The organism is Duganella sp. LjRoot269 (assembly GCF_964254095.1).
Taxonomy (GTDB): Bacteria; Pseudomonadota; Gammaproteobacteria; order Burkholderiales; family Burkholderiaceae_D; genus Rugamonas; species Rugamonas hordei.
Genome location: NZ_CAXUSL020000001.1, coordinates 6,778,589 through 6,797,047, shown reverse-complemented (window position 1 = coordinate 6,797,047; position 18,459 = coordinate 6,778,589). Strand labels below are relative to the sequence as shown.

14 protein-coding genes are annotated in these 18,459 nt (G+C 66.0%); 7 read left to right on the top strand and 7 right to left on the bottom strand.

What is annotated here, in order from left to right:
- Nucleotides 1-70: 70 nt before the first annotated feature.
- From trxA to hutC, 4 genes are all read right to left on the bottom strand, one after another.
- Nucleotides 71-397 (bottom strand): thioredoxin TrxA, encoded by a 327-nt coding sequence (trxA, locus tag ACSQ3S_RS30370; protein ID WP_176652348.1) that lies wholly within the window; start codon nt 395-397, stop codon nt 71-73.
- A gap of 229 nt (nt 398-626) precedes the next feature.
- Nucleotides 627-1,031: a response regulator gene (locus ACSQ3S_RS30365; RefSeq protein ID WP_176652349.1), complete on the bottom strand. Its 405-nt coding sequence runs from the start codon at nt 1,029-1,031 to the stop codon at nt 627-629.
- 13 nt (nt 1,032-1,044) lie between these two features.
- A complete protein-coding gene (locus tag ACSQ3S_RS30360) occupies nt 1,045-5,331 on the bottom strand; it encodes a PAS domain S-box protein (protein WP_436144701.1) in 4,287 nt (1,428 codons plus the stop codon).
- Between the two features lie 132 nt (nt 5,332-5,463).
- A complete protein-coding gene (gene hutC, locus ACSQ3S_RS30355) occupies nt 5,464-6,189 on the bottom strand; it encodes a histidine utilization repressor (protein WP_353401104.1) in 726 nt (241 codons plus the stop codon).
- A 174-nt stretch (nt 6,190-6,363) separates the two neighbouring features.
- Here hutC and ada point away from each other — a divergent pair, with 174 nt between their 5' ends.
- From ada to ACSQ3S_RS30335, 4 genes are all read left to right on the top strand, one after another.
- Nucleotides 6,364-7,458: a bifunctional DNA-binding transcriptional regulator/O6-methylguanine-DNA methyltransferase Ada gene (ada, locus tag ACSQ3S_RS30350; protein WP_436144700.1), complete on the top strand. Its 1,095-nt coding sequence runs from the start codon at nt 6,364-6,366 to the stop codon at nt 7,456-7,458.
- A gap of 188 nt (nt 7,459-7,646) precedes the next feature.
- A complete protein-coding gene (locus ACSQ3S_RS30345; protein WP_436145102.1) occupies nt 7,647-8,348 on the top strand; it encodes a 2OG-Fe(II) oxygenase in 702 nt (233 codons plus the stop codon).
- 59 nt (nt 8,349-8,407) lie between these two features.
- Nucleotides 8,408-8,989, top strand: coding sequence for a TetR/AcrR family transcriptional regulator (locus ACSQ3S_RS30340; RefSeq protein ID WP_436144699.1), 582 nt, complete (start codon nt 8,408-8,410; stop codon nt 8,987-8,989).
- 101 nt (nt 8,990-9,090) lie between these two features.
- Nucleotides 9,091-9,834, top strand: a complete 744-nt coding sequence (locus ACSQ3S_RS30335; RefSeq protein ID WP_436144698.1) for a 3-oxoacyl-ACP reductase family protein — start codon at nt 9,091-9,093, stop codon at nt 9,832-9,834.
- Here ACSQ3S_RS30335 and msbA read toward each other — a convergent pair.
- Nucleotides 9,822-11,645: a lipid A export permease/ATP-binding protein MsbA gene (gene msbA / locus ACSQ3S_RS30330; RefSeq protein ID WP_436144697.1), complete on the bottom strand. Its 1,824-nt coding sequence runs from the start codon at nt 11,643-11,645 to the stop codon at nt 9,822-9,824. The two genes, ACSQ3S_RS30335 and msbA, sit on opposite strands and share 13 nt — an antisense overlap.
- 104 nt (nt 11,646-11,749) lie before the next feature.
- On the opposite strand from msbA, the gene ACSQ3S_RS30325 reads away from it, so the two are divergent.
- Complete coding sequence (locus ACSQ3S_RS30325; RefSeq protein ID WP_436144696.1) at nt 11,750-13,441, top strand: amidohydrolase; 1,692 nt, start codon at nt 11,750-11,752, stop codon at nt 13,439-13,441.
- Here ACSQ3S_RS30325 and ACSQ3S_RS30320 read toward each other — a convergent pair.
- Entirely contained in the window at nt 13,438-14,001 is a 564-nt protein-coding gene (locus tag ACSQ3S_RS30320; RefSeq protein ID WP_436145101.1) for a Fic family protein, read from the bottom strand. The two genes, ACSQ3S_RS30325 and ACSQ3S_RS30320, sit on opposite strands and share 4 nt — an antisense overlap.
- A gap of 12 nt (nt 14,002-14,013) precedes the next feature.
- On the bottom strand, nt 14,014-14,970 hold the full coding sequence (locus ACSQ3S_RS30315) for an AlbA family DNA-binding domain-containing protein (protein ID WP_436144695.1): 957 nt from the start codon (nt 14,968-14,970) through the stop codon (nt 14,014-14,016).
- Between the two features lie 215 nt (nt 14,971-15,185).
- On the opposite strand from ACSQ3S_RS30315, the gene hutU reads away from it, so the two are divergent.
- Nucleotides 15,186-16,889, top strand: coding sequence for a urocanate hydratase (hutU, locus tag ACSQ3S_RS30310; RefSeq protein WP_436144694.1), 1,704 nt, complete (start codon nt 15,186-15,188; stop codon nt 16,887-16,889).
- 13 nt (nt 16,890-16,902) lie between these two features.
- On the top strand, nt 16,903-18,450 hold the full coding sequence (hutH, locus tag ACSQ3S_RS30305; protein WP_436144693.1) for a histidine ammonia-lyase: 1,548 nt from the start codon (nt 16,903-16,905) through the stop codon (nt 18,448-18,450).
- Nucleotides 18,451-18,459 lie beyond the last annotated feature (9 nt).

Here is an 18,459-nt window from a genome sequence, read left to right as displayed (position 1 = left end):
TATTTAAACGGTGCCGCGGGCGCGGCACCGTTTGGGTACAGCATGATCTTACTGCATCACGCTATCTTACTTAGATATTGCTGTCGATGAAAGAGGTCAGCTGGCCTTTTGCCATTGCGCCAACCTTTTGAGCGGCGGCGACGCCGTTCTTGAACAGGATCAGCGTCGGGATGCCGCGGATGCCGAACTTGGCAGGTACCGCCTGGTTCGAGTCGACGTCCATCTTGGCGATCAGGATCTTGCCGTCGTATTCCTTGGCCACTTCTTCCAGGATCGGGGCGATGCTCTTGCAAGGACCGCACCATTCGGCCCAGAAGTCGACCAGCACCGGGCGGTCGGACTTCAGCACGTCTGCGTCAAAGGAAGTATCGGTGATGTGTTTGATATTTTCGCTCATAGTTTCCTCTATCGAGGTCAGTTGAATCTCAGTTAGATAATAACGCCTGGGGATTATGCCATTTTGCCTGCAATCGCCTTCAACGTTGCCGGGTTACAGGCAGCAGATGGTGGCCAATTGCACGAATTCAATGTCTTGGAAGGGATGGCAACAAGGTCGGCAGGCGGGGATGGCTGAAATAATAACCCATTTTTAAAAAATGTGCGGCAGATTGTACAAACCCTCTAAACTATTTACCCGGACCGGCCTGCGGCGGGGCGCAGCGTGTTGCGGCGCGGTCCATCAGCGCGCCCAGCGCGTCGAGGCTCAGCGGCTTGGCGCAGGCGTCGAGTATCGCCAGTCCCTGCACCTCGGCCAGCCGGGCGGCGGTCTTCAGCACGGCGCCGTCCACGCCCGACAACAGCACCACGCAGCCGCGATATTGCTGCGCCGCCGCAAGGCGCAGAAAGTCGATGCCGTCCATCACCGGCATGCTCAGGTCGCAGATCAGCAGGTCGGGCGGACGCAGGCGCAGCTCGAGCAGCGCGCGGCGGCCATCGGTTTCGCACAGCACCTCGTGCGGCCCGAGGCCGGCGATCATGTCGGCCAGCAGTTCGAGCATGAACGCGTCGTCATCCAGCAGCAGTACCCGCATGCATCCTCTCTGGTTAATTGTCGTCGGCAAAAGTGGTGTTGGTCATGATTTGTTCGGTGATCCTGTCCAGCAACGGCCACAGCTGCGCCAGCAAGGCCCGCGCGCGCCGCAGCAACTCCTCCTGGCCGCCGTCGGCGGGCAGCTGTTCCAGTTCCAGCAGCAGGTCGCCCAGCCCCAGCGCGCCGACCGTGCGCGCCGGCGACTTGAGCCGGTGGCCCACTTCGCGCGCCACCGCCAGGTCGCCGCGCGCCAGCGCGCGTTCGATCTGGGTCAGGCCGTCCTGGGTATTGTGCAGGAATTTGAACGCGAACTTGCGCACCTTGTGCGGATGATAGCCCAGCAGCTTGGCCAGTATCGATAAATCGATCACCGCCGGGTCGCCGCCCATGGTGGTCTTGAACGCCGTGCGCGACGCCGGCGGCGCCGCTTCGAGCGCGCCGGCGCGGCGCTCCGGCAGCCAGTTGGCGATGGTCTGGTACATCAGCGCCGGCTGGATAGGCTTGGAGATGAAGTCGTCCATGCCGGCCTCGATGCAGCGCACCCGGTCTTCGTTGGTGGCGGTGGCGGTCATCGCCAGCACCCGCATGTCGGCCAGGCTGGGGTCGGCGCGGATGCGGCGAGTCGCCTCCAGACCGTCCATCAGCGGCATCTGCACGTCCATCAGCACGCAGTCGAAGGCGGTCTGGCGCAGCAGCTCCAGCGCCTCCATGCCGTTGTTGGCCAGGCACACCGACGAGCCGACTTCCTCCAGCATCTCCAGCGCGATCTGCTGGTTGAAGGTGTTGTCCTCGACCAGCAGGATGCGGGCGTCCTTCAGCGCCGACATGACGGCGGCGCTGCGCGAGGTGGCCAGCAGCTCGGCGGCGGCGTCCTTGACGCGGTCGATCAGCGCCGGCACCGTCGCGCTGCTGATGCCCAGGCGGGCGGTGAACCAGAAGGTGCTGCCGTGGCCCGGCCGGCTGCGCACGCCGACGTCGCCGCCCATCAGCTGCGCCAGCTGCTTGCAGATGGCCAGGCCCAGGCCGGTGCCGCCGTATTCGCGGGTGGTCGAGGTGTCGGCCTGCTGGAACGACTGGAACAGCTTCTCGATCTCGGTCTCGGACAGGCCGATGCCGCAGTCGCTGACCTCGAAGCGCAGCAGGCAGCCGTTGGCGTCGCCGACCACCTGGCGCACGCGCACCTCGATGCGGCCCTTCTCGCTGAACTTGATGGCGTTGTTGGCGTAGTTGATCAGCACCTGGCCCAGCCGCAGCGGGTCGCCGCGCAGCACGCGCGGCAGCGTGGGGTCGAGGTCGAACACCAGTTCCAGCTCGCGGCTGGCGGCCTTGGGCGCGACCACCGTGGTCAGCGTCTGGATCACGTGGTCGAGCGCGAAGTCGACCTGCTCGATCTCCAGCTTGCCCGCCTCGATCTTGGAGATGTCGAGGATGTCGTCGATGATGCCCAGCAGGTGCTCGCCGGCGAAGCGGATCTTTTCCAGGTAGTCGCGCTGGCGCGCATCGAGGTCGGTCTTCAGCGCCAGATAGGCCATGCCGATCACGCCGTTCATCGGCGTGCGGATCTCGTGGCTCATGTTGGCCAGGAACTGGCCCTTGGTCTGGCTGGCTTCCTCGGCCAGCATGCGCGCCTGGTTCAGCTCCTCGGTGCGCATGGCCACGCGCTCCTCCAGGTGCTCGTTCAGCTCGCGCAGCTGGTCCTCGCCGCGCTTGCGGTCGGTGATGTCGGTCAGGCTGGCCACCACCAGGTGCACGCTGCCGCCCTCGTCGAGGATGGGCTCGGCGTTGACCGACATCCAGCACACGCCGCCGTCCGGCCGCGCCAGTCCCATGACCACGTCGCGCACCGACACGCCGGTGACGATGGCCAGCCGCACCGGATGGCTGGCGGCGTCGAACTGGCTGCCGTCCTCGCGCATGCCGAGCCACAGGCGGTCGCCGGCGATCGGCAGCGAATGCGCCAGCATGCCGGCGGCGGCGGCATTGCTTTCGAGGATGGCGCCGTCACCGTCGACCATCACCAGGCCGTTGGTGACGGCGTTGAAGATCGAGGCCAGGCGCTGGCTGGAACTGCGCAGCGCGCTGTCGGCCCGGCGCCGCGCCGTGATGTCGGTCAGCATGGCCAGCGTGCCGGAGTAGTGGCCGGCGTCGGAGTTGATGACGGTGGTCGACAGCAGGCACCAGACGCTGCTGCCGTCGCGCCGCAGGAAGCAGACGTCGCCCTGGCAGGCTTCGCCGGCCAGCCGGCGCTGCAGGTGCTGCTTGAGCAGCGCGCGGCCGTCGTCGTCCATGAAGTCGGTCATGGCGCGGCCCATCATCTGCTCGACGTCGTAGTCGAGCATGCGCGCCATGGTCGGGTTGACGAAGCTGGTGCGGTCGTCGGCGCCGGTCATCCAGATGCCCTCGGCGGCGGTCTGCACGATCAGGCGGTAGCGTTCCGAGCTGGCGTGCAGCGCCTCCTCGGCGCGCTGGCGCTGGGTCATGTCGCGCAGCGACAGCAGCACCAGTTCCTGCCCGGCCAGCAGCACCGGCGAGATGTGGACCATGGCCGGGAAGCTGCTGCCGTCGGCGCGCATCGCGCTCAGCACGCGGCCCGGCAGGTTGGGGCGCGAGAACAGCTCGCGCGTGCGGCCGTTGCTGCGCATGGCCTCCGGCGCCAGCTGCTCGATCGAGCGGCCGGTCATGCTGCCGTGATAGCCGAAGCTGCGCGCGCAGGCCGGGTTGGCGTGGCGCACGCGGCCGTTCTTTTCGGCGATCAGCATCGCGCCCGGCGTGGCGTCGACGATGGCGCACATGCGCGCCTCCTCGTCGGCGGCGCGCTCGCTGATGTCGGCCAGCGTGCCGATCGCGCGCAACGGCTTGCCGGCCGCGTCGCGCTCCATCACCATGCCGCGCGCCAGCACCCATTTCCAGCCGCCGTCGCCGGTGCGCATGCGGTGCTCGCTGCGGATCGGGGTGCCCGCTTCGGCGCCGCCGGACAGCTGGAACTGGATGCCGCGCTCGACCTGCGCCTGGTCGTCCGGGTGCACGTAGGCCATCCATTCGGCCAGCGTCGGCGCGAATTCGCCGGGCGTGTAGCCCAGCAGTTCGCAATAGCGGCGCGACAGTTTCAGCGTGCCGGTATCGAGCTGCCATTCCCACAGGCCTTCGCCGGAGCCTTCCAGCGCGAAGCTGGCCAGCCGCTCGGCGCTGCCCAGTTCTGCCCGCGCGCCGCGCAGCGCGCCGGCCTGGAGGCGCAGCCGCCAGAAGCCGCCCAGCGTGACCAGCAACAGCAGGGCGCCCAGCAGCGCACCGCTGTAGCGCAGCAGCGGATTGCCGGCCGGCGGCTGGTACAGGAAGCCGTCCAGCTTGAAATCGGCCGGCAGCATGCCCTGCTCGATGTAGGCGCGGGCGATGGCGCGCCAGCGCTCGGGGTTGCTGTAGCCCAGCTCGATCAAGCCCTGTTCCAGCAGGGGGGCGATGTGCTGTGCTTCGAACATCAGGTGTTCGCGGCTGTGGCGTTCGGGATAGCGGGCGCGTATCAGGTCGGCGATTTCGCCCTGGTGCGCCATCGCATAGTTCCAGCCGCGCAGCGTGGCGTCGCGCAGCGCCTGGGCCCGCAGCGGATGCTCGCGCAGCTCGCTCTCGGTGGTGTACAGCGTGTCGCCGTAGAAGTCGTCGCCTTTCGAGCGCGGCGACGCGATCTCGTACTGGACGCTGCTGCGATCGAGCACGTACGGCGCCTCGCTGATGTAGATCGACATGGCGTCGACCCGGCCTTCGAGCAGGTCGTCGACGTTGAAGCTGTGCGCCAGCTGCACCATGCTGTCGAGCCGCACGCCCTGCTTTTTCAGGAAGACGGTCAGCTCTTCGTTGTTCGGCGCCAGCATGATGCGACTGCCGGCCCATGGCCGCGGCTTGCCGTCCGCTCCGTGGCGCACCAGCAGCGCGGAGGCCGAATGCTGGAAAATCGAGGCCAGGGCCACCACCGGCAGTCCCTGCGCGCGCGCCATCAGCAGCGAGGTGTTGCCGACGCCGTATTGGGCGCGGCCATCGAGCACCGTCTGCAGCGGATCGGCGCCGGGGCGCGCTTCCAGCAAGGTGACATCGAGGCCGGCATCGCGGTAATAGCCCTGGTCCTGCGCGGCGTAGTAGCCGGCGAACTGGAACTGGTGCAGCCACTTGAGCTGGATGCTGACTTTTTCCGCCGCCAGCGCGCCGTGGGCGGCGCCGGCCAGAACGAGCGCGCACGCCAGCAACCTGCGCTGCAGGCGACGCCAGCTACCGGCACGGCTCAACCTGGGGCGGCAGTGCAACAAGAGCATCCCTTTCTGTACTGTATCCGGGCAACTATAGCATCGAAATTTTGGCTTTAGTCGAGAAAGTTGCAAGAAACGAATTACATTGCGCGGACGCCGCCACGCTGGTTGCGGCTTGCGGACTGGTAGCCACGGCCGCTACTGGGCGAAGCTGCCGGCGAACTGGTAGCGGTGGCCCGGATGCCACATCGTCGCGATCGAGGCGACCTGGCCGCCGGAGCGGGTCTGGCGCTTCAGCACCAGGCAGGCTTGTTTGGTATCGATGGCCAGCATCTCGGCGATGTCGCGCGGGGCCGCAAGCGCCTCGATGCTGTAGGTGGCGCCCTGCAGCGGGGCCGCCTTCATCAGGTATTCGTTGGGCGTGATGGTGGCGAAGTCCTGCTCCATGTAGTCGGGCGCGCACAGCGGATTGGCCCAGCGATCCTCGACCTGGATCGGCACGCCGTTTTCAAAGTGGACGATCACCGAGTGGAACAGGGGGTGGCCGGCCGGCAGGTCGAACTGCTTGGCCAGCAGGTCGCTGGCCTTGACCCGCTCCAGCTGCTGCAGGCTGCTGCGGTGGGCGTGGCCACGCGCGCGGATCTCGTCGGCGATGGATTTGATCTCCAGCAGCGTGGCCTGGTATTTTTGCTGGGCGACGTAGGTGCCGGAACCCTGGCGGCGGGTGAGGATCTGGTCGGCGGTCAGTTCGCGCACGGCGCGGTTGACCGTCATGCGGGAAACGCCGAATTGCTTGACCAGCGCCTGCTCGGACGGGATCACGTCGCCTTCCTTCCAGGTACCGGCGGCGATCTGGGCAACCAGATAGTCCTTGATGCGCTGGAAAATTGGGGTGCTGTCTTGCAGGGTCTGATCGTCGTTCAACCGGCTTCTCCGAGGCACGCCTCCACTGGCGGCAGAGGGCTATTCTAGCATCGCATGGTTGCTCGTTGAACATCTTTGCGTCAATTTTTCCGGCACGACGTACAATTCGAAAGCAAGAGCCGGAGTGTGTCGCCGCCGGCCGCTGGATAAGATGGATGCATTCCTTATCCAATCATGGAGTCCGAGATGGGCAAGACAGCAAATAAAGTCATTCCGCAAGCCGCCTACCAAGGCGACGAGCAGCGCTGGACCGCCGTGCGGCAGCGCGACGGCGGCGCCGACGAGGTGTTCTGGTATTCGGTGCGCAGCACCGGCGTGTACTGCCGGCCGTCGTGCGGCGCGCGGCCGGCCCTGCGCAAGAACGTGGACTTCCACGACAGCCGCGAGGCGGCCGAGCAGGCGGGCTTCCGTCCATGCCTGCGCTGCAAGCCGGACCAGCCGCCGCTGGCCGAGCGCCAGGCCGCCATCGTGGCGCGGGCCTGCCGCCTGATCGACGAAGCCGAGCAGGCGCCGGACCTGGACGCGCTGGCGGCGGCGGTGGGCGTCAGCCGCTTCCACTTCCATCGCATGTTCAAGGCGGTGACGGGGATTACGCCGAAAGCCTATGCCAACGCGCAGCGGGCGCGGCGCATGCAGGCCGGCCTGGCGCAGGAAGCCTCGGTGACGGACGCGATCTATGCGGCCGGCTTCAACTCGAGCGGACGGTTTTATGCGCAATCGCCGGCGGTGCTGGGCATGACGCCGACCGCCTTCCGCTCCGGCGGGCGCGGCGCGCAGATCCGCTTCGCCATCGGCGCCTGTTCGCTGGGCGCGATCCTGGTGGCCAGCACGGAACAGGGCATCTGCGCGATCCTGATCGACGACGATCCGGATGTGCTGGTGCGCGACCTGCAGGACCGCTTTCCCAAGGCGGAGCTGATCGGCGCGGAACCGGAATATGAGCAGGTGGTGTCGCGCGTGGTCGGCATGGTCGAGCGGCCGGAGCTCGGCCTGGACTTGCCGCTCGACGTGCGCGGCACGGCGTTCCAGCAGCGCGTGTGGCAGGTGCTGCGCGGGATCCCGGCCGGCCGCACGGTGAGCTATGCCGAGCTGGCGCAACTGGTCGGCTCGCCGAAGGGGGCGCGGGCGGTGGCGGGGGCGTGCGCGGCCAACGCGCTGGCGGTGGCGATACCGTGCCACCGCGTGGTGCGCAACGATGGATCGATCTCCGGCTACCGCTGGGGCGTGGATCGCAAGGCCGCGCTGCTGGACCGGGAGGCGGGCAAGTGAAAAACGGCGAGTTCGATTTCAGCGGCGGCGCGCCGGAGCGCAAGCCGCGCAAGACGCCGCCGGTCAGCGTGGCGCCCGCCGCGCAGCTTACGCCCGTCGCGGATCCGGCCGCCGAAGGCGCCTCGGATCCGGCCGCCGTCGCGCAGGCGCAGGCCAACGCGCGCAAGCTGGTGGCTGCGGCGGCGGGCATCGGCGTGCACGTGGCGGGGCTGGACTGGCAAGCCATCGCCGACGAACTGAATGCGCACGGCTACGCCATCGTCCCCGGCATGCTGACCGCCGAGGAGTGCGTCGCCATGGCCGCGCAATACACCCAGCCGCAGTTGTACCGCAGCCGGGTGGTGATGGCGCAGCACGGTTTCGGCAGCGGCGAGTACCAGTACTTCCGCTACCCGCTGCCGGCGATGATCTCGGCGCTGCGCCAGTCCCTGTATGGGCCGCTGGCCGCCATCGCCAATCACTGGCATGAGGTGATGGGCATGGAGGCGCGCTTCCCGCCGGACCACGCCGACTTCCTGGCCCGCTGCCACGCCGCCGGCCAGCAGCGCCCGACGCCGCTGATGCTGCAATACGGCCCCGGCGACTACAACTGCCTGCACCAGGATTTGTACGGCGAACACGTGTTCCCGCTGCAGGCTGCGGTGCTGCTGAGCGAACCGGGAAAGGACTTCGAAGGCGGCGAGTTCGTGCTGACCGAACAGCGGCCGCGCATGCAATCGCGGGTGGAAGTGGTGCCGCTGAAGCGCGGCGACATGGTGATCTTCCCGGTCAACCATCGTCCGGCGCAGGGCGCGCGCGGCGTCTACCGGGTGGCGATGCGGCACGGCGTAAGCCGGCTGCGCGCCGGCGCGCGTCACACGCTGGGCCTGATCTTCCACGACGCCACCTGAATGCATTTCCAGACCAATTAGTCCATAATATGCGGATATTCATACCGCAAGAGGACCGCATGGCCAGGCAAAGAGAATTCGACCGCGACACCGCCCTGAAGCAGGCGCTGGAAGTGTTTTGGCAAAAAGGCTACGCCGCCGCGTCCACCGCCGACCTGCTCGTAGCGATGCAGATCGGCCGCCAGAGCATGTACGACACCTTCGGCGACAAGCACGCGCTCTACCTGGAAGCGCTGCGCCAGTACAACGACGCCAGCACCACCGAACTGCTGCGCGCCCTGCAGGGCGATACCGCGCTGGACTCCATCGCCAATATGCTGCTGGCCTTCGCCTCGCGCCCCGAACGCGATAGCGCCAAGGGCTGCATGGGCATCAACGCGATCTGCGAATTCGGCACCGGCGACGACAAGATCAATGCGCTGCGTGGCGTGAGCAGTGCGCGCATCAACGGCGCGGTCGAGAAAGTGTTGCGCGATGCCGTCGCCGCCGGCGAAATGGCCGCCGGCACGGACATCCGCCATGCCGTTTCCTTCATCGCCGCCACGCTGGCCGGAATGAAGGTCAGCGCCAAGGCCGGCTGCGACATGGCCACGCTGCGCGCCATTGCCGATTTTGCCATCCAGGCGCTGCGGGCCGCCTGAATTTCTCACGAAACGTTTACTTGACTGACCGATCCAGAAAACCTACGATGAGGCTTGATCTTGACTGATCGATCCACAAACCTACATCGAACGGATTTTTTATGACTACCTCTCTGAACAACAAGGTCGCACTGGTCACCGGCGGTGCGCGCGGCATCGGCGCGGCCACCGTCAAACGCCTGGCGCGGGACGGCGCGGCCGTCGCTTTCACCTACGTCTCATCGGCGGCGCAGGCCAACGACCTGGCCGACACCATCAACGCTGCCGGCGGCAGGGCGCTCGCCATCGAGGCCGACAGCGCCGATGCCGCCGAGCTGCAAGCCGCCGTCGAGCAGACCGTCGCCCACTTCGGCGCGCTGGATATCCTGGTCAACAGCGCCGGCATCCTGCATCTGGAGTCGGTGGAGACCTATGCGCTGGAAGCGTTCGACCGCATGGTGAACGTGAATGTGCGCGCGGTGTTCGTCGCCGTGCAGGCGGCCACCGCGCACATGAAGAAGGGCGGGCGCATCGTCACGATAGGCAGTGTGGCCGGCATGCGGGTCGGTTTTCCGGGCTCCGGCGTGTATTCGATGACCAAGGCGGCCGTGGCGACGCTGGTGCGCGGCATGGCGATAGACCTGGCGCCGCGCGGCATCGCCGTCAACAACGTCCAGCCTGGCCCGATAGAGACGGACATGAATCCGGCCGACTCGCCCTACAAGGACCGCATACTCGCGATGATTCCCCAGGGGCGCGTCGGCCAGCCGGACGACGTGGCGGGCATGGTGTCCTGGCTGGTCGGCGACGAAGCCGGTTTCGTCACCGGCGCCAGCTTCACCGTCGACGGCGGTTATACCGCCTGAACGCTCTTCTGCGTTTGATACAGGCGGGCGTAGATGCCGTTGCGCGCCAGCAGCGCATCGTGGCTGCCCACTTCGGCGATGCGGCCGCCGTCGAGCACCACGATGCGGTCGGCGTTCTCGATGGTCGACAGGCGATGGGCGATGACCACCGTGGTGCGGCCCTGCATCAGCACTTCCAATGCCGCCTGCACCAGCCGCTCGGACTCCGTGTCCAGCGCGCTGGTGGCCTCGTCCAGTATCAGGATAGGCGCGTTCTTGTACAGCGCGCGGGCGATCGCCAGCCGCTGGCGCTGGCCGCCTGACAACCGCAAACCGTTTTCTCCCACCGGCGTGTTGTAGCCTTCGGACTGGCGTTCGATGAATTCGTGCGCGTGCGCGGCGCGTGCCGCCGCCTCGATGCGTTGCGGCGATGGGTCCGGATCTCCGTAGGCGATATTGGCCGCCAGCGTATCGTTGAACAGCACCACGTCCTGGCTCACCAGCGCGATCTGCTGGCGCAGCGACGTCATGGCGTACTCGCGCAGGTCGACACCATCGAGCTTGATGCTGCCGGCGCTGACGTCGTAGAAGCGCGGCAGCAGGCCGGCCAGCGTGGTCTTGCCGCTGCCCGAGCTGCCGACCAGTGCCACCGTCTCGCCGGCGGCGATGTCGAGCGACACGTCGTCAAGCGCGGGACGGGCGTGCGGATCGGCCTTGTAGTGGAAGCTGACGTGTTCCAGCGCCAGGCGGCCCTCGGCGCGTTCCACCGTCCGGGTGCCGGTATCGGCTTCGGCCTCGGTGTCGATCAGGCCGAACACCGATTCGGCGGCGGCCAGGCCCTTTTGCATAGGCTCGTTAATCTTGGTCAAGTTCTTGATCGGCGACTGCATCGCCATCAGCGACGACATGAAGGCAACGAAGGCGCCGGGCGACAGCGCGCCGGCCTGCGCCCGCAGCAGCGCAAAGTAAATCACCGACGACAGCGTGATCCCGATCAGCAGCATGATGATGCCGGAGTTCAGCGCCGACGTCGCCGCGTGCTTGACCGCCAGCTGGCGATTGAGCTTGACCACCTGGTCGAAGCGGTTCTGTTCATATTTCTGGCCGCCGAAAATCTTCACCACGCGCTGGCCGCTGATGCTCTCGTCCAGTACATTGGTCAGGTCGCCCATGGCCGCTTGCGCGCTCTTGCTCAGGTGCCGCATGCGGCGGCCGGCGAAGGTGACGATGGCCGCCACCAGCGGCAGCAGGCCGAGGCAGAACACCGCCAGTTGCCAGTCCACGGTGAACAGCGTGATCAGGTAGCCGATGGTGGCGACCGAATCGCGCACCGCCACGTTGACCACCGTCAGGCCGGCCTGCGCCACCTGGGCCGCGTCGAACGCCACGCGCGACAGCGTGGTGCCGGTCGACGACTGGTCGAAAAAGCCGTTCGGCAGGCGCATGATGCGGGCGAACATCAGCTCGCGCAGATTGGCCTGCACCCGGCTGCTCAGCCACGCCGCGCCGTATTCGCCGGCGAAGCTGGAAAACATGCGCATCACGGCCAGGCCGAAGATCACCGCCGGGATCGACCACAGCGCCGCGTTGGCCGGATCGCGCGGCAGCATATGACCCAGCCATTCCTGCACCTCGGCCAGCAGGCCGCCGGCGGGACGCACGGCGCCCAGGCTGTGCGAAGGCGCCAGCGCGTCGACCACGTTTTGCAGCTGGCGTATCAGCAGCACGTCGGTGGCGGCGGCCAGGGCGACGGCGAACAGCGTGGCGACTCCGATCCACGCGTAGGGGGTGAACTGCTTGAGCAGGCGTAAATAGAGTGATCGGCTGGACACGATGTGGTTATAGAGCGGCGAATCCTCCATTGTACCCAGAGTTTGATTGACCCCGGCCCAAACTTGGTTACACTCTGAATCTTGCTTCCGAATGGAGAGAATTGATGCGCGCCCCCTTTATTTCCCTGTCCCCGCTGGCCGCGGCTGTCAGCCTGGCGTTATCCGCTGCCCTGCCGGCGCAAGCCGACACCATCATCGACCACGCCAACGGCTACACGCTGAACTCGGGGGGCGCGCTGCAGCGTTTTACGTCGCTGGCGTTCGACGACTTGGGGCGCATCGTCGCCGTCGGCAGCGAAGCGGAAACGGCGGCCCGTGTGCCGAAGGCGCAGCATATCGACGCGCAGGGCAAAACCCTGCTGCCAGGCTTGATCGACGCCCACGGCCATGTGTTCGAACTGGGCGAGATCGCCTCCAGCGTGGAGCTGTTCAGCCCTTCGACGCTGAACGGCGCGCTCAAGGCGGTGGCCGACTTCAGCAAGTCGCATCCGAAGAACGCCTGGGTGATCGGCTTCGGCTGGAACCAGGAGATCTGGAAGCTGGGCCGCTTCCCGACCGCCGCCGAGCTGGATACGGTGGTGGCGGACCGTCCGGTGTTGCTGCACCGGGTGGACGGCCACGCGATCTGGGTCAACACCAAGGCGCTGGAAATGGCCGGCGTCTCGCGCGACACGCCGGATCCAAAAGGCGGCAAAATCGAACGCGATGCCTCCGGCAAGCCGACCGGGGTGCTGGTCGACGCCGCGATGGACCTGGTGCACAAAGTGGTGCCGCTGCCGACGCCGTCCGACGCGCGCGGCATGCTGGACAACGCGCTGGCGGCCTTGTCCAAGGTCGGCCTGACCAGCGTGCACGATGCCGGCATCAAGGTGGTGCAGGACGACCTGTACCGCGACTACGCCGACCACGGCAAGCTGACCACCCGCGTCTACGCGATGATCGGCGACACCGCGGCCGATTTCGACGAGCTGTCGAAGGAGGGGCCGCTGAAATCCTACGCCAACGACGTCTACGCGCTGGCGGCGGTCAAGCTGTACTCGGACGGCGCGCTGGGCAGCCGCGGCGCGGCGCTGCTGGCGCCGTACTCCGACATGCCGTCGACCAGGGGCCTGCTGTTCTATCCGAACGCCGAGATGCTGGCCAAGATGAACAAGGCCATGAAGGCCGGCTACCAGGTCAACGTGCACGCCATCGGCGACGCCGGCAACCGCCAGATCCTCGACGCCTATGCGCAGCTGATCCCGAAATATAACAACGCCGAGCTGCGCCACCGCATCGAGCATGCGCAGGTGGTGGCGCTGGAGGACATCCCGCGCTTCAGGGCGCTGGGCATCATCCCGTCGATGCAGCCGACGCACGCCACCTCGGACCAAAACATGGCCGAGCAGCGCGTGGGCCACGACCGCATCAAGGGCGCCTATGCGTGGCGCACCTTCCTCGACCAGGGGTCGCGCATCGCCTGCGGTTCGGACTTCCCGGTGGAGTCGCCGAATCCGTTCGAGGGCCTGCATGCGGCCGTCACGCGCCAGAACAATGCCGGCGTGCCGGTGGGCGGCTGGTACAGGAACCAGGCGATGACGCTGATCGAAGCGTTCCGCTGCTTCACCCTGGACGCGGCCTACGCGGCGCACCAGGAAAACGTCATCGGCTCGCTGGAGCCGGGCAAATGGGCTGACTTCATCCTGATCGACCGCGATCTGTTCAAAGTGCCGGCCGAGCAGATCGGCAAGACGCAGGTGTTGCAGACGTGGATGGGCGGCAAGCGGGTGTACAAGAGGGATAAGCGGCCGGATTAATTGCCCGCGTTCATTTTCAGCCATTGCTGGCCGTCCGAGGTCAGGCGATAGCGCTGTTTGCTGCTGCGAGGCTTATCGGGAAGAGTCATCTGCACGAGGCCGGCCTCGATCGCTGGCAGTAGGTACGTTTTGCGAAAATGTTCATCATCCTTCAGTCCAAGCGCTTGCTGGAGTTGCTGGCGTTGCCATTCGCCAACGAGCAGCTTGAGCATACGACGAACTTCAGGGGTGACTTCCGGGGTCACTTCCGGGGTCACTTCCGGGGCGGGGCCTTTTGCCAGCGCGTGGACCGGCAGGCGGACCAGGCAGGAACTGCGCTCATCGTCGGTTTCAAACACTGGCGGCGGCGAGCCGTTGGCGCGCATCGCCTTCAGTATCTTGGGAACGCCTGTCGAACGTCCTTCGGTTAGCTCCAGTTCCTTCAAGAATTCGCCGATCCGGCGATTCCGGTAGCGCCGGCTGACCGCGCGGCCGGCACTCCAATCCTCAAGTCGTATCGACCGGTCCGGCCCCGGAAAGCTGAGTATCGTTATTTCTTCCGGGGTAATGCGTACTTCAATTGGCTCCCGCTCCTAATACGAGCGGTGATACACGGCGTTGATCAACGCCTCTTCAATCGCCGAATATGGGAAGTTCCACGCCCGCGTGGCCTCCGCGCGGTCGGGGTGTTTCAGGATCGTCTGGTGCAGGTAATTGCGTTGGATGTAGCTGAGGGAGTCCCGGGCAATCCGGTTCAGTGGCCCTTTGAATATTTTCTCGTCGAAATGATCGCCGTCTACGCCATCATGGAACCAGACCACGTCGATCTGGCTGTAGGGAAAGAACCTGTCGGGTGCTTCGCTAAAGAACATGAGGCCTACATTTTTCGGCCAAAGACACTCCGGCGAGCCATCAAGGATATTCATCTGGCGGGCCAGTTCTTCCGTTGACAGCTTGTCCGCGTAGTCTGCGAGCGCGCTGCCTACTTCGCGAAGGTAGTCGAGCATTAACGGCCTGGACAAGTCGCTTATCCGTGCCTGCTGCGCCGCCCTGTCATCGAATGGCACGTTGGCGGTCAGGGTTAGTAGCTCCTGCTCGGCATCGCCTTTTGCCTCCACTGTGCTGCTGTAGCGGCGGATGTAGTAGTGCCAGCTTTTGTGCCTGGAAGAGACCGACGACGGCGCCTTGTATGGACGGTTCATGCCACCGGGGGCATGCAGCACGATCAGCTTGCGGCTATCCACCTCGCAGATGCTCAGAATAGGGAAGTAGGGCGGATGTATCTGCTGGCAGGCGGCCAACAATTCCCGCTGAATCTTATCGATCTGATTTTCCGCCACCCCAATAGGCGGAGTCGCCGGTCGACCCTCGGCATCGCAGTCCTGTCCGATGACAATGTAGCCGCCTCCGAGATTTTCAAAGTCGTTGGCGAACGCACACGGGGTGCGGACGATAGCATCCGGATTCCACCCGGACTTGTATTCAATGCGCTCACTCTCGACTGTGCGGTGGCGCAACAGATTTTGTATGTTGATCGGCAAGGCCGCCATATTCAGGCTCCCGGTGAGCGTGTGCCGGCGAATGCTGGCAAGATAGCAAGGACTTATGATGTTTTTGACAAGCTCGAGAATTATTCGTTCACTGAGTCCGCTTAAAAAAACTGGTTGACTTAGTTGTATAGACAACTTATGCTTTGAGGATGCGCCGGCTGTGCGCGGGCCTTGTGCCAACAGCCGGTCCCACCCACTCAGGAGCAGGAGCCACCATGACGACCCATTTAGACAGCGATCCACGTTTTGACGCCAGCCGTGAAATCCGCGCCCCGCGCGGACCGGAACGTACCTGCAAGAACTGGGGCGCCGAGGCGGCCTACCGCATGATCCAGAACAACCTGGACAAGGAAGTGGCGGAAAATCCCAAGCACCTGGTGGTCTACGGCGGCATCGGCCGCGCCGCCCGCAACTGGGAATGCTACGACCAGATCCTGGCGTCGCTGCGCGAGCTGGAAGACAATCAAACCCTGCTGATCCAGTCCGGCAAGCCGGTCGGCGTGTTCCAGACCCACGAGGACGCGCCGCGCGTGCTGATCGCCAATTCGAACCTGGTGCCGAAGTGGGCCAACTGGGAACATTTCAATGAGCTGGACCGCAAGGGCCTGTTCATGTACGGCCAGATGACGGCCGGTTCGTGGATATACATCGGCACCCAGGGCATCGTGCAGGGCACCTTCGAGACCTTCGCCGAGGCTGGCCGCCAGCATTTCGGCGGCGACCTCAAAGGCCGCTGGGTGCTGACCGCGGGCCTGGGCGGCATGGGCGGCGCGCAGCCGCTGGCCGCGACCATGGCCGGCGCCGTCTCGCTGAACATCGAGTGCCAGCAGAGCAGCATCGATTTCCGCCTGCGTACCCGCTATCTGGACAAGCAGGCCGCCAGCATCGACGAGGCGCTGGAGATGATCAAGCTGCACAAGGCCAACGGCGACGCCATCTCCATCGGCCTGCTGGGCAACGCGGCCGACGTGCTGCCGGAGCTGGTGCGCCGCGCCAAGGCCGGCGGCATTCTGCCTGACGTGGTGACCGACCAGACCTCGGCGCATGACCTGATCAACGGCTACCTGCCGCAAGGCTGGTCGGTGGACCAGTGGAAGGCTGCGCAGCACGACGCCGCGCGCCATGAAGAACTGAAAGCGGCGGCCACCGCCTCGTGCGCCGTGCACGTGCAGGCGATGCTGGACTTCCAGGCGCTGGGCGCCAAGGTGGTCGACTACGGCAACAACATCCGCCAGGTGGCGTTCGACCACGGCGTGAAGAACGCCTTCGATTTCCCCGGTTTCGTGCCGGCCTATATCCGTCCGCAATTCTGCGAAGGCCGCGGCCCGTTCCGCTGGGTGGCGTTGTCCGGTGATCCGGAGGATATCTACAAGACCGACGCCAAGATCAAGGAGCTGTTCCCCCACCACGCCAATGTGCACCGCTGGCTGGACATGGCGCGCGAGCGCATCGCCTTTCAGGGGCTGCCGGCGCGCATCTGCTGGCTGGGCCTGGGCGAGCGTCACATCGCCGGCATGGCCTTCAACGAGATGGTGCGCAACGGCGAGCTGAAGGCGCCGATCGTCATCGGCCGCGACCACCTGGACACCGGCTCCGTCGCCAGCCCTAACCGCGAAACCGAAAGCATGAAGGACGGCACCGACGCCGTCTCCGACTGGCCGCTGCTGAATGCATTGCTGAATACCGCCGGCGGCGCGACCTGGGTGTCGCTGCACCACGGCGGCGGCGTGGGCATGGGCTATTCGCAGCACTCGGGCGTGGTGATCGTGGCCGACGGCACCGATGCCGCAGCCAAGCGCCTGGCGCGCGTTCTGGTCAACGACTGCGGCTCGGGCGTGATGCGTCACGCCGATGCGGGATACGAGACGGCGATCGCCTGTGCCAAGCGCAACGGCCTCAATCTGCCTATGATTAAATAATTCGAGAACACCTATGAACCCCAATGCACTGACCCTGAAGCCGGGCGCGATGACGCTCTCCGAACTGCGCGCCGTGTGGAGCGCGGCCGGTCCGCTGTCGCTGGCTGCCGAAGCCTATCCGGTGATCGAGGCATCCGCCGCCGCCGTGCAGGCCATCGTGGCCAAGGGCGACGCGGCCTACGGCATCAACACCGGTTTCGGCCTGCTGGCCAAGACCCGCATCCCGGACGACAAGCTGGAACAGTTGCAGCGCAACCTGATCCTGTCGCACTCGGTCGGCACCGGCGAGCTGGTGTCGGATGCGGTCTGCCGCCTGATCCTGTTGATGAAGATCGGCAGCCTGGCGCGCGGCTACTCCGGCGTGCGTCCGCTGATCATCAACACGCTGATCGCGCTGTACAACGCCGGCATCATGCCGGCCATTCCGGCCAAGGGTTCGGTCGGCGCGTCGGGCGATCTGGCGCCGCTGTCGCACATGACGCTGGCCATGCTGGGCGTGGGCGAAGTGCGCGTCAACGGTGAGCTGATGCAAGCCGCCGACGCGCTCAAGGCCGCCGGCATCGCGCCGGTGGTGTTGGCCGCGAAGGAGGGCCTGGCGCTGATCAACGGCACGCAGGTGTCGACCGCGCTGGCGCTGCACGGCTTGTTCATGGCCGAGCGCCTGCTGGAAGCGGGCATGGTCTCCGGCTCGCTGTCGCTGGACGCCGCCAAGGGCTCCGATTCGCCGTTCGACGCGCGCGTGCACGAGGTGCGCGGCCAGCCGGGTCAGATCGCCGCCGCATCGATTTACCGCCAGCTGGTGAGCAACAGCGCGATCCGCGCTTCGCACCTGGTCGGCGACGAACGCGTGCAGGACCCGTACTGCCTGCGCTGCCAGCCGCAAGTGATGGGCGCGTGCTGGGACATCATCGGCAATGCCTCGCGCACGTTGCTGATCGAAGCCAACGCGGTGACCGACAATCCGCTGCTGTTCAAGGATGGCGAGCTGTCGGTGGTGGTCTCGGGCGGTAACTTCCACGCCGAACCGGTGGCCTTCGCCGCCGATACGCTGGCGTTGGCGATCGCTGAAATCGGCGCTATTTCCGAGCGCCGCATCGCGCTGCTGATCGACGCCACCTTGTCCGGCCTGCCGCCGTTCCTGGTGCGCGATCCGGGCGTGAACTCGGGCTTCATGATCGCCCACGTGACGGCCGCCGCGCTGGCGTCGGAGAACAAATCGCTGGCCCATCCTGGCAGCGTCGATTCGATTCCGACCTCGGCCAACCAGGAGGACCATGTCAGCATGGCGACCTATGCGGCGCGCCGCCTGGACGATATGGCGCAGAATACGGCTGTCATCATCGGCATCGAGCTGCTGGCCGCGGCCCAGGGCATTGATTTCCATCGTCCGCTGAAGACGTCGCCGCAACTGGAGCACGTGCATGCGCAACTGCGCCAGAAGGTGCCGTTCTTCGACGCCGACCGCTTCTTCGCACCGGATATCGAGGCCGCCAAGGGCATGGTCATGCGCGGCGAGTTGAGCGCGTCGTGCAAGAGTTTGTTCACGCCATTGCATCCATAAGAGGAGGCG